Genomic DNA, 11,524 nt, shown 5'->3' with positions numbered 1-11,524 from the left:
TGATAGTAATATTGTTAAGTCAAGTGTAAAGACACATGGAAGGTGGAAAAGTAATGTCGGTGGAAACAAATGAACAAAAACCCCTATCACGTAATAAACTTCTACGTATAGCTGGGGTTGGATGGATGTTCGATGCAATGGATGTTGGAATTTTATCTTTTATCATTGCAGCACTTGCGGTTGACTGGGGATTAAATAGTAGTCAAATGGGTTGGATTGCAAGTGTAAACTCGATCGGTATGGCAGTTGGTGCGCTGTTTTTTGGTGTACTTGCAGATAAAGTAGGACGTAAGCAAATTTTTATGTGGACACTAATACTATTCTCAGTTGCGAGTGGTTTATCCGCATTTACAACAACTTTGACCCTTTTTTTAATTTTGCGCTTCTTTGTTGGCATGGGGCTTGGGGGTGAATTACCTGTCGCTTCAACACTTGTATCTGAAAGTGTAAAAGCTGAAGAACGCGGAAGAGTTGTCGTTTTACTTGAAAGTTTTTGGGCCGGAGGCTGGCTTATCGCCGCGCTTATTGCCTATTTCGTTATACCGGCTGAATTTTGGCCGATTGAAGGATGGCGAGTTGCATTATTAATTACGGCAATTCCTGCACTTTATGCAATTTATATAAGAATGAAATTACCGGATTCTCCACAGTTCAGGGTAAAAGAAGAATCGAAAAAACGTTCGGTTATTCAAAACATCGCAACATTATGGGAGAAAAAATATGCACGTTCTACACTGATGCTTTGGATTTTATGGTTTGCAGTTGTATTTTCTTACTACGGCATGTTTTTATGGTTGCCAAGTGTAATGGTAGGGAAGGGATTTGATTTAATATCAAGTTTTAAATATGTATTAATCATGACGTTAGCACAATTACCTGGTTATTTTACAGCTGCTTGGTTCATCGAGAAATTTGGGCGAAAATTTGTATTAGTTACATATTTATTAGGGACTGCAGCAAGTGCCTTTGTATTCGGCGGTGCAGTATCAATCGAAACATTGTTGATTTCCGGTATGTTGCTTTCGTTCTTTAACTTAGGAGCATGGGGTGCCTTATATGCATATACACCTGAGCAATATCCGGCAATTGTACGAGGAACGGGAGCAGGTATGGCGGCAGCAATAGGTCGTGTTGGAGGTATTTTCGGTCCGTTACTAGTTGGGACATTGCTCACAAAAGGCTTAGATATTAGCAATATTTTTGCGATTTTCTGTGTGGCGATCGTCATTGGAGTGTTAGCGGTTATTTTTTTAGGGAAAGAAACAAAGCAAACAGAGTTACTATAGTTGTAAATTATTAGTATTAAAATGTTTTTTATAATAATGAATAGGGACCTGTGCTAATAAAATAGCGCAGGTCCTTTATTAAATTCTCGGACTGTAAAAAAATACCTAATAGATAAATGTACAGAAGAGGTTTTTAATAATAGTTTAATTATAAATTATAAATTTTACAAAAGTATGTCAATTTCCTATTCAAATTTTTATATTCTTTAGTATGCTAAAGTTTTTTCAGAAAACTCGTTGAATTCTATTATTATTCATGATAATGTATTTTTTATTATTAAGAATTTAGCGCACGTAAAGTTACATGAATGAGTGAGATATTATTTTAAAAAAATATAAGAAAGGGAGATGGAGAATTTGACTATTTGCGAAAATATTAAAAAGAAGTATATTCGTCTTTCTAAGGGGCAACGAAAAGTTGCTCAGTTTGTTATGGATAATCCGAATATAGTGGGAACACATACCGCCTCCGAAGTAGGAAGATTAGCAGATGTAAGTGAATCAACTGTAATCAGATTTTGTTATTCAATGGATTTAGCAGGTTTTAGTGAGCTCCAAGATAAACTGAAGGAATACTTAATGGAAAAAGGCGAAGCAACCGAAGTTAAACAAGCGATGCCTGCTAAAAAGATCCGAAATCACATTGGAGCTGACATTGTCAAAAAAGATATCGCCAACATTTCAAAAACATTCAACCAGCTAAAAGAGCAGGATGTTGAAGAAGTTGTGCAATTGTTACATACATCAAAGAAAATCCACTTTTTAGGTTTCAGAGAATCGACACCAGTTGCATTTTGGATGTACAGCAATGTCAATAGGTTACGAGACCATGTTCATTTTATTCCTCATGAGGCAGACAAAATCGCCCAACAACTGGCCTATATGGATGAAGATTCACTGCTTTTCATTATATCACTTGATGAAGAATATGAAGATATGGCGACAACAGTAGAAATTGCAAAAAGAAAGAATGTAAAAATTGTCGCAATCCGTAACAAAGAGCTAACACCTCATGCAGATCCGGCTAACCCCGTACTTATCGTTCCGAATACAAAAGAAGACGGAGTCACTTGTACAATTGCTATTTTCTCTCTTTTACATATATTAGTGGAATCAATGGTAAGCCAAAACCCGCAACAATATGAGCAGTATAGTAAAAAGCCAAAAAGCTCACTCAGTACGCCGAATTTAATAGCAATCAGCTAAAACTGTAAAGGCTAACTCATAGCCATTACAGTTTTCCTTTTTGCTTAGCAATGTTGGCAAATCTTCTGTTTTTCACTTTCTTTACGTTATGTTAAAATTAAAAGCGAAAAGCATTTAATAGGAGGCTCACTCATGAGTAAATCATTAGTTTTCGGACATAAAAATCCAGATACAGATACAATTACTTCAGCGATTGTTTATGCATACTTAAAACAGCAATTAGGTGTAGATGCAGAAGCGGTTCGTCTTGGAGAATTAAATAACGAAACAAAGTATGCACTAGAAAAATTCAACTTTGAAGCACCGCGTCTAATTGCTAACGTAAAAGATGAAGGGGCACAAGCAATTTTAGTAGACCATAATGAGTTTCAGCAATCAGCAGATGGAATCGAAGAAGTACAAATCACGGAAGTAATCGATCATCACCGTATTGCGAACTTTGTAACAGCTGATCCAGTATATTTCCGTGCGGAGCCTGTAGGTTGTACAGCAACAATCTTAAATAAATTATATAAAGAAAATAATGTGGAAATTCCGGCTAACATTGCTGGTTTAATGCTTTCTGCTATTATTTCGGATACATTATTATTCAAATCGCCAACATGCACAGAGCAAGATGTAAAAGCTGGTGAAGAATTGGCAGCAATTGCAAATGTAGATACTGCACAATATGGTTTAGCTATGCTAAAAGCAGGTGCGGACCTTTCTGATAAGTCATTGGAAGATTTATTGTCATTGGATGCAAAAGGCTTTGAATTTGGTGAATATAAAGCGACGGTTGCCCAAGTAAATGCAGTGGATATCGAAGACGTTCTTGGTCGCCAAGAAGAGCTTGAAAACTTGTTGAACAAAAATATTGCAGATAACGGCCTAGATCTATTCTTCTTTGTCGTAACAGATATTTTAAACAATGATTCAACAGCAGTAGCAGCTGGACAAGTTGCCGAAGAAGCAGCGAAAGCGTTCGGTGCAACAATTGTTAATGGTCGCATCAGCTTACCAGGCGTTGTATCACGTAAAAAGCAAATCGTTCCAGTTTTAACTGAAAACTTAAAATAAAAAATAAATCCGGTAACTCATTTAAGAGTTACCGGATTTTTTCATTTTTAACGGATAGACGGCAGGGCCTTCAATAACTTCGCCTTTTGCATTATAGCGTGATCCATGACATGGACAATCCCATGTATCATCTGCAACATTCCATCTTGTTTTACAGCCGAGGTGTGTACACTTAGGCGCATCTGGTCTGTCAATATAGCCTTTTACAAGCTCTTTTCCGATCATCCCGCCCGTTTGCAGCATGAAGTAAAATGTCTTCCCGAAATTCGAACGATTCGGTGAGAATAAAGCGGCTGCCGGGTTTGCGATTCTTTTAATAAGATCTGTAAGCAAAGTTCCTGCAACAAGTGAAGAAGAAAGCCCCCATTTATTGAAGCCAGTTGCAATGTACAAACTGTCATCACTCGGAGATAGCTGGCCGATATAAGGAACTTGGTCTGCAGTCATAACATCCTGTGCGCTCCAGCCGTATTCATATGGCGGAAGCTCAAAATCAGTTGTTAGTTCATGCTGCAATGTTTCATAAAACGGGTCTGTATCACTTGTCGAGCCGGCAGTATGCGATTGTCCACCATAGATAAAGTAAGGCTGATTATCGATAAGCGCCGTTCGGATTGTACGACTTTGAGAATCGACGCTTAAATATTGGCCTTCTAACAGCTGTGAATATTTTGTTGCTGTTAAATAAGACCGTTTGATTTGCAGCTTCATCGAATAAAGCTGACGAATTGATTCTATTGGATAATGGGTACATAAAATCAGCTTTTTATAATGAACGGTACTGTCATTGCTTGTATGAAGGCAATTTTTGGACATTTCCAATTTAGTGACTCGCGTATTTAAATATAGTTGTGCGCCATGTTTTCTTGCTAATTGAACATACGTATCTGTGAACTCGACTGGATTGATCTGACCTTCATTTTTGATACCGAGCGCAAGCTCTACAGGAACCGAAAGTTCGATGTCCTTTGTTGCAACAAAGGGAATACCAATTTTTTTATAGCTTTCCGCCTCGTTTAAAAGCTGCTCCTTTCCTTGAGGAGTAGCTGTATAAACATACGAAGTAGCTCGGGTAAAACTGGTGCTACTTTCGGAAACAGCTTTTTCAATAGCCTGTTTATTCGCCTCGTAGTAAATTTTCCCGTCTTCTTCACTAAGTTTTGAGTAAATGAGGTTATGCTGGACTGTCAATTTTCCTGTAGAATAGCCAGTTGTTCCTTGTGCAAACTGGGGCATTGCTTCGATTAGCACGACACTAAGCCCCTCTTTAGCCAGAGAATATGCTGTATAAATACCGCTAATACCCCCTCCGATTATACATATATCGCAGTTAATCGATTCTTGCAAAGTAGGGGCAGCAAAATCTGAATGTGTTGGAAGCCAGAGAGATTGTTTCAAAATATCACCTTTTTATTTTTTAGCATAGGGTATTTGACCAATATTTATTCAGATGTTGTCACATAATAAAAATTCCTCAGCCATTATGTGGGGGGAGGCTAGTTTCAAACATTGTACTTTTGAATAGTTGCTCGCTACAATACAAGACAAGGAGAGTGATTAGCATGAAAATCGAAGTATGGTCTGACTATGTATGTCCTTTTTGCTATATCGGCAAGAAACAATTAGAAATCGCATTAGATGAACTTGGGTATGGGGATGTGATTGAAGTAGCATATAAAAGCTATTTATTGGATCCTACAACACCAGTTGATACGACAAGCTCTGTATATGAAGAACTGTCACGAAAATACCAGATTTCATTAGATGAAGTTAAGAAAATGACAGCAAATGTTACAGCACGTGCCGAAGAAGTAGGGCTTGAGTACAATTTTGATGAAATGAAAAGTGCAAACACTGTAAAAGCGCACCGTTTAGCAAAATGGGCTGAAACAGAAGGGAAAGAAAAAGAATTTACCGAGCGCGTTTTAAAAGCTTACTTTTTAGAAGGTGAAGCAATCGGACAAACTGAGGTATTACTGACATTAGCAAAAGAAGTCGGACTATCTGCAGAAAAAGCCCGTCAAGTTATCGAGAGCAACGAGTATATGGAGCAGGTTGAGCAAGATATTGCGGTTGCTCAAAATCTTGGAGTACGCGGCGTACCTTTCTTTGTCATTGATAATAAGTATGGCATTTCTGGTGCACAACCACAGGAAGTATTTGAACAAACGATTGAAAAAGCAGCACAGGAAATCGGTTTACGTAAGCCTTTGAAAATGCAAGGCATAGACGGCGCTGCGTGTACCGATGATTCTTGTGATATTTAACAGGGAATTTTACCTGGATTCGCATATTTATATAAAAGCGAAATAGGAATTCAGACTAAAGTATGAGAATAATCTAATTGATTTTTTTAGGTTGTTCTTTTATTATATTAAAGTACCTCGAATTTGAGATACTTTAAAACAAGATAAAAGATTTTAAAAATAAATAATATTGAAAATAGTAGGGAGAAATGAAAGATGACAAACGTATTAGTAGTAAAAGCAAATAACCGCCCGGATGGCGTATCAACAAAAATGTATGAAACATTTATGGCTGAAGTAGCGAACTATGAAGGTTTAAATGTAACAACTTTTGACGTATTTGAGGAAAATATGCCATATTTCGGACAAGAATTATTCAACGCTTTCGGTAAAGCACAAGCAGGCGAAGAATTATCAGCAATCGAAGCAGGTTCTTTAGCTGCTTTTAACAAATCTCGTGAAGCTTTAACAGCTGCAGATGTAGTAGTATTTGCATTCCCATTATGGAACTTAACAATTCCGGCAGCATTACAATCATTCATCGATTACACTTATGGTGCAGGCTATTCATTCAAATATAATGAACAAGGTCAATTAGTAAGCTTAATGACAGACAAAAAATATATCGTATTAAACGCACGTGGCGGTATTTACTCAACACCACAAGCATCTGCATCAGAAATGTCAGTAAACTATATTAATGCAGTAATCGGTGGCGTATATGGTATGGAAAAAATCGATGAAGTTATTATCGAAGGTCATGCTTCAAATCCAGCTGGAGCTGAACAAATTATTGCTGAAGGCTTAGAAAGAGTAAAAGCTGCAGCACAAAATTTGGCAAAAGTAACAGCTTAATTTAATTATTCATATAGTAGAGAAGGGTTGCTCACAAAGTAGTGAGCTCCCTTCTTTTTTTAATCGGGCAAAGGTATTTATTAAGACAAATATTCACTTGGCAGTAAGCTACTTACTTTTCGTAATTAATGAGAAGTGGTAATATATAAGTAGCAGTTAAATAAATTTAGTTTTAGAGTAGTGAATATGAGGTGAAGAAAATGAAAGAATCAGCACTATGTCCGCGTCTATCAAAAGCAATGGAGCTAGTCGGGAAACGCTGGACAGCTTTAATTATTTATCAATTGTTGGAAGGACCTCAACGATTCAATGCGATCGAGGCAGCATTGCCAATTAGTGGACGCTTACTGTCAGAGCGCTTAAAGGAACTCGAAAAAGAAGGTATAGTTGAACGTAAAGTGTATTCAGAAGTACCGGTTCGTGTTGAGTATAATTTAACGGATAAAGGGCGTTCCCTTGAACAAACTGTGAGAGAAATTGAAATATGGGCAAAAACTTGGTTATAAATCATGCTGTTTTACTTGTAAAAAGCGTTATAAAAACAGATACTTAAAAAGTACGTCAGCTTTACGGGAAAGGAAAATGTTTTTTATGACAATTCAACAGTGGGAAAATGATTTATTACAATGGATCCCTTCAACTAATATAAAGAAAAATGAAACATTAAAAAAATATACAATGACAAAACTTGGCGGTAAGGCAGATATTTTAGTGCTGCCGAAAACTGAAGAGCAAGCAGCAGCTGTCGTTAAGTATGCATATGATAATAATGTACCGCTACTGATGCTGGGGAACGGCTCCAATATGGTCGTCCGTGATGGCGGTGTACGTGGAATCGTCCTGCATTTTGCTTTATTGGACGAAATTCGCATTGAAGGTGATACGGTTTATGCGCAAAGTGGTGCTTTGATTAAAGAAGTATCAAAACAAGTTGCAGCTCAAAGCTTAACCGGTTTTGAGTTTGCATGCGGTATTCCAGGTTCAATCGGTGGAGCAATGGCAATGAATGCCGGCGCTTACGGTGGTGAGGTTAAAGATATCGTCACATCTTGTAAAGTATTAACACCGGAAGGCGAGCTTCTTGAGCTGAACAACGAACAACTTGAGCTTTCTTACCGGAAAAGTATCATTGCAAAAAAAGGCTACTTAGTACTGTCTGCTACTTTCCAATTAGCACACGGTGACCAAAAGCAAATCGATGAGAAGATTGCCGATTTAACGTTCCAGCGTGAATCGAAGCAGCCGCTCGAATACCCTTCGGCGGGCAGTGTATTCAAACGTCCACCAGGTTATTTTGCAGGTAAGCTTATTCAGGATAGTGAATTGCAAGGTAAAGGTGTCGGAGGGGCAGAAGTTTCTACAAAGCATGCAGGATTTATCGTCAATAAAAACAATGCTACGGCAAAGGACTATATCGATACAATTCAAATGGTACAGCGTGTTGTAAAAGAGAAGTACGATATCGACTTGGAAATGGAAGTAAAAATCGTCGGTGAAGACTAATCTTGGATGATATAAAATGACTTCAACTCGTGCTAATTTAGCGCGAGTTCTCTTTTTTTTATTGGATAATTAATATGAAATACTTAAAAGGAGTAAGAAAGATGAAATTTATTTCGTGGAATGTGAATGGTATTCGGGCATGTGTAAATAAAGGATTTTTGGATTATTTCAGTGAAATGGATGCGGACTTTTTCTGTATCCAGGAAACGAAATGCCAGGTAGGACAGATTGACCTTCAACTTGAGGGATATTATCAATATTGGCACTCAGCATTAAAAAAAGGATATTCGGGTACAGCTGTATTTACCAAACATGAACCGTTAGCAGTTTACTACGGCATCGAAAGTGAAATTGCGGCAGATGAAGGCCGCATCCTTACATTAGAGTATGAAAACTTTTATTTAGTGAATACGTACACACCGAATGCAAAGAGAGATTTAACTCGTTTGGAAGAGCGGCTGCAATGGGAAGACCGGATGGCACTGTATTTGAAGGAACTTGATGCGAAAAAGCCCGTCATTTATTGTGGAGATTTAAATGTTGCACATAGTGAACTGGATATTAAAAATGTGAAATCCAATATCGGGAACTCCGGATTTACATATGAAGAGCGCGGGAAGATGACAGATTTACTTTCAAGTGGATTTACAGATACGTTTCGTCATTTCCATCCGGACGTAACCGACCATTTTACATGGTGGAGTTATATGGCGAAAGTACGTGAGCGAAATATCGGCTGGCGCATCGACTATTTTATTATCTCTGACCGACTTGTTGAAAAAGTAGAGGAAGCATCGATACATTCAGAAATTTTAGGTAGCGATCATTGTCCTATCGTATTAAAATTAAAAACGGTGTAAGATGAATAGACTAATAGAAATAGAACTTTTACAGCATAAAGCTTTGTAAAAACAGAAAAAAAGAGGTGGAATTTATGGCACAACAGGCGAAAAAGTCAAAAGGGCGCAAAATTATAAACATCGTCATTTGGGCAGTTGGTATTTTAATTATTGTAGGTGGTGCAGCGGTAGCAGGATTGCACTTATACGTAGCAAATTCTAAACCTGTCATTGAAGGTGAGCTTGCGGTATCGATTTTAGATGACGATGTGGAAGTTACGAGAGATGGTGTAGGGGTTCCGCACATTGTGGCCAAGTCTGATGCAGATCTTTACCGTGCACAAGGCTATGTACAGGCACAGGATCGTTTATTCCAAATGGATTTAGCGCGCCGCCAAGCAAGTGGTACTTTAGCTGAAGTGGTAGGGGAATCTGCAGTAAATACTGATAAGTTTTTCCGTACATTCAGTTTACGACATGCTGCAGAGTTATCATGGGATGACTATGATGCACAGTCAAAACAAATTCTTGAATGGTATGCTGAAGGTGTAAATGCTTTTATCGATGAAGTAAAAGATACAAGCAAACTATCATATGAATTCAAACTACTTGGGTATACGCCCGAAGCTTGGACACCGATTGATTCATTGACAATCGGAAAATATATGGCATATGACTTAGGCGGAAACTGGAATCAGCAAGCTTTCCGATCATGGGCAATGCAAAACTATACACAAGAACAAGCTGAAGAATTGTTTGTAGAGTACCCGGAAAACGCTCAATCAATTATTGAGGCCAATTTAAATCTGGAAACCGATATTGCAAGTGCCATTCCAACAGATTATTTACCGTCAGAACATAACGGCAGTAATAACTGGGTTGTAAGTGGTGAGCTTACAAAATCAGGTAAGCCATTACTTGCAGATGATCCACATCTAGGATTAAGCACGCCATCTGTATGGTATCAGATGCATCTGCAATCACCTGAACAAAATGTAAGTGGTGTAATTTTTGCAGGGATCCCTGGAATTATTCTTGGGCATAACGAACAAATTGCATGGGGCGTAACGAATGTGAACCCGGACGTGCAAGATTTATATATTGAAAAGCCAAACCCGGAAAACCCTTATGAATTTGAATATGACGGTGAATGGGAAGAGGCAACTGTACGACAAGAGCCGATCAAAGTTAAAGATGGTGAAACGGTGGACTTTGAAGTTGTGGAAACACGCCATGGTCCAATCATTTCTAACATCATGCTAAAAGATACAAAGATGAAAGAGCAGTTCTCTATGCAATGGACAGCACTGCAATCAACTCAGGAATTAAAAGCAGTATTAGGTTTCAATAAAGCAACAGATTGGGAAGAGTTTGAAGTTGCGCTAGAGGACTTTAAAGCACCGGCACAAAACTTTGTGTTTGCTTCAACTGATGGAACAATTGCATACAAAGCAAATGGTCTAGTACCAATCCGTAAACAAGGTACAGGTTCTTTACCAGTGCCAGGTAACTCGTCGGAATACGGGTGGGAAAGCTATATCCCGTTTGATGAGCTGCCAACAGTTATTAATCCGGAAGAAGGCTTTATTGCAACAGCGAACAATCAAGTTGTGGGAGAGGAGTATCCTTACCATATTTCAAATCTTTGGGCTCAGCCTTATCGTTATGAACGGATCGTAGAGATGATTAAAACACCGATGTATGATGAGGAAACAGGTGAATTATTAAAGCTTTCTGTTGCGGAAATGAAGGGGATGCAAATGGATAAAAAGAATTTGCATGCCGTAGAATTTTTACCAGGCTTGCTTGAAACGATTAAAGCACAAGATAAAGATGCCAAGTACAAGAATGTCATTACACTTCTGGAAGAATGGGAGTATTACGATGACAAAGATCAAGGTGCACCACTTGTGTACCACTTCTTAATTGAAAATATGGAAAAAGCTTTATTCCAAGATGCAATGCCTGATGATGTTTACAAATTAATGCCTGGAAAATCGCAAATCACCGACCAAATGCTGCGTGACGCATATGCAGGTAATCCGGGTGTCTGGATTACAGAAGAAGGCGGACTGGATAAATTCGTTTATACTGCATTCGAGGATGCTGTAACGGAGATCAAAGGTAAATTTGGGACGTCTGTTTCAAAATGGAAATGGGGCAGCTATAATCAGCTGATATTTAAACATCCATTAGCAAGCGCATCGGACTTTTTAGCAGACTATGTCAATCCTGAAAAACTACCGGTTGGCGGTTCAAGTGTTACCGTACAAGCAGCTTCCGAAGATGGCAGCGGAAACGTAAATCACGGTGCATCTTGGCGCTTTGTTGCGGACTTGGATAATTTATCGTCAGCATATCATATTGTCGGTCCAGGACAGAGCGGACATGTGAAATCGAAATGGTATGACAACCAGACTTCAAACTGGGTTTACGGGCGCTATCATAAAACCAAAATCAATGGCAATATCGACCATGGTTACGAATTAATATTAAAAGCCGAATAGTAATAGTGTAAAAATCCTCCCTA

At 38.4% G+C, this 11,524-nt stretch carries 10 protein-coding genes; 9 read left to right on the top strand and 1 reads right to left on the bottom strand.

Annotated elements, in window-relative coordinates:
• The first annotated feature begins 53 nt into the window (after window positions 1-53).
• The 3 genes from ABS917_RS12595 to ABS917_RS12585 all read left to right on the top strand — a co-directional run bounded on the left by ABS917_RS12595 (window position 54) and on the right by ABS917_RS12585 (window position 3,551).
• Window positions 54-1,286 (top strand): MFS transporter, encoded by a 1,233-nt coding sequence (locus tag ABS917_RS12595; protein ID WP_350479297.1) that lies wholly within the window; start codon window positions 54-56, stop codon window positions 1,284-1,286.
• 357 nt (window positions 1,287-1,643) lie between these two features.
• A complete protein-coding gene (locus tag ABS917_RS12590; protein WP_350479296.1) occupies window positions 1,644-2,492 on the top strand; it encodes a MurR/RpiR family transcriptional regulator in 849 nt (282 codons plus the stop codon).
• 132 nt (window positions 2,493-2,624) lie between these two features.
• A complete protein-coding gene (locus tag ABS917_RS12585) occupies window positions 2,625-3,551 on the top strand; it encodes a manganese-dependent inorganic pyrophosphatase (RefSeq protein ID WP_350479295.1) in 927 nt (308 codons plus the stop codon).
• Window positions 3,552-3,572: 21 nt separating this feature from the next.
• Here the strand turns inward: ABS917_RS12585 and ABS917_RS12580 are convergent, their stop codons facing one another.
• Window positions 3,573-4,949 carry an FAD-dependent oxidoreductase gene (locus tag ABS917_RS12580; protein WP_350479294.1) on the bottom strand — a complete coding sequence of 459 codons (1,377 nt, stop codon included), beginning with the start codon at window positions 4,947-4,949 and terminating at the stop codon, window positions 3,573-3,575.
• Window positions 4,950-5,113: 164 nt separating this feature from the next.
• Between ABS917_RS12580 and ABS917_RS12575 the strand changes: the two genes are divergently transcribed.
• The 6 genes from ABS917_RS12575 (at window position 5,114) to ABS917_RS12550 (ending at window position 11,501) form a co-directional block, all read left to right on the top strand.
• Entirely contained in the window at window positions 5,114-5,818 is a 705-nt protein-coding gene (locus ABS917_RS12575; protein ID WP_350479293.1) for a DsbA family oxidoreductase, read from the top strand.
• 195 nt (window positions 5,819-6,013) lie between these two features.
• Window positions 6,014-6,652, top strand: coding sequence for an FMN-dependent NADH-azoreductase (locus ABS917_RS12570; protein WP_350479292.1), 639 nt, complete (start codon window positions 6,014-6,016; stop codon window positions 6,650-6,652).
• A 200-nt stretch (window positions 6,653-6,852) separates the two neighbouring features.
• Window positions 6,853-7,158 (top strand): winged helix-turn-helix transcriptional regulator, encoded by a 306-nt coding sequence (locus ABS917_RS12565; protein WP_079523324.1) that lies wholly within the window; start codon window positions 6,853-6,855, stop codon window positions 7,156-7,158.
• 85 nt (window positions 7,159-7,243) lie between these two features.
• Entirely contained in the window at window positions 7,244-8,155 is a 912-nt protein-coding gene (murB, locus tag ABS917_RS12560) for a UDP-N-acetylmuramate dehydrogenase (protein WP_350479291.1), read from the top strand.
• 101 nt (window positions 8,156-8,256) lie between these two features.
• Window positions 8,257-9,015, top strand: a complete 759-nt coding sequence (locus tag ABS917_RS12555; RefSeq protein ID WP_350479290.1) for an exodeoxyribonuclease III — start codon at window positions 8,257-8,259, stop codon at window positions 9,013-9,015.
• Between the two features lie 74 nt (window positions 9,016-9,089).
• A complete protein-coding gene (locus tag ABS917_RS12550; protein WP_350479289.1) occupies window positions 9,090-11,501 on the top strand; it encodes a penicillin acylase family protein in 2,412 nt (803 codons plus the stop codon).
• The last annotated feature ends 23 nt before the right edge of the window (window positions 11,502-11,524 follow it).

This window comes from Solibacillus sp. (genome assembly GCF_040273735.1).
In the GTDB taxonomy this organism is placed as follows: Bacteria; Bacillota; Bacilli; order Bacillales_A; family Planococcaceae; genus Solibacillus.
Note: the sequence above shows the minus strand (reverse complement) of the source record. Positions and strands in the feature narration are given on the sequence as shown.

Coding starts and splice junctions, on each gene's coding strand:
- ABS917_RS12595 (WP_350479297.1), top strand. CDS start 54: ATGTCGGTGGAAACAAATGAACAAAAACCCCTATCACGTAATAAACTT.
- ABS917_RS12570 (WP_350479292.1), top strand. CDS start 6,014: ATGACAAACGTATTAGTAGTAAAAGCAAATAACCGCCCGGATGGCGTA.
- ABS917_RS12555 (WP_350479290.1), top strand. CDS start 8,257: ATGAAATTTATTTCGTGGAATGTGAATGGTATTCGGGCATGTGTAAAT.
- ABS917_RS12575 (WP_350479293.1), top strand. CDS start 5,114: ATGAAAATCGAAGTATGGTCTGACTATGTATGTCCTTTTTGCTATATC.
- ABS917_RS12585 (WP_350479295.1), top strand. CDS start 2,625: ATGAGTAAATCATTAGTTTTCGGACATAAAAATCCAGATACAGATACA.
- murB (WP_350479291.1), top strand. CDS start 7,244: ATGACAATTCAACAGTGGGAAAATGATTTATTACAATGGATCCCTTCA.
- ABS917_RS12550 (WP_350479289.1), top strand. CDS start 9,090: ATGGCACAACAGGCGAAAAAGTCAAAAGGGCGCAAAATTATAAACATC.
- ABS917_RS12565 (WP_079523324.1), top strand. CDS start 6,853: ATGAAAGAATCAGCACTATGTCCGCGTCTATCAAAAGCAATGGAGCTA.